This is a genomic window from Desulfosporosinus metallidurans (genome assembly GCF_001936615.1).
In the GTDB taxonomy this organism is placed as follows: domain Bacteria; phylum Bacillota; class Desulfitobacteriia; order Desulfitobacteriales; family Desulfitobacteriaceae; genus Desulfosporosinus; species Desulfosporosinus metallidurans.
The window spans coordinates 1-234 of record NZ_MLBF01000253.1 but is presented as its reverse complement, the minus strand read 5'-3'; the positions used below and the strand labels follow the sequence as shown (position 1 = coordinate 234).

The window sequence follows — 234 nt, the reverse complement described above, 5'->3', positions numbered from 1 at the left end:
AGGTGCTTGGACAATGTTGGCAAGTATTTCTGATAATTACCAAAAGATGATGTTCGTGTTATTGCAAGCCAAAGCCGTATACAGAAGTATCAGAAGAATGGCATCTATTGTAACGGAGAACGTTATGATTTTAATTATGTTTTACCTGAAAGCGAGCAAAAGCCTGTCGATTTATTGATTTTCTGTGTAAAGTTTAACCAATTACAGCAGGCGATTGAGGACGCAAGGCACACA

At 38.0% G+C, this 234-nt stretch carries 1 pseudogene; it reads left to right on the top strand.

The features are described 5' to 3' along the window. Positions 1–57 precede the first annotated feature (57 nt). Positions 58–234, top strand: a pseudogene (locus DSOL_RS26580) (2-dehydropantoate 2-reductase N-terminal domain-containing protein); the annotation flags it as partial.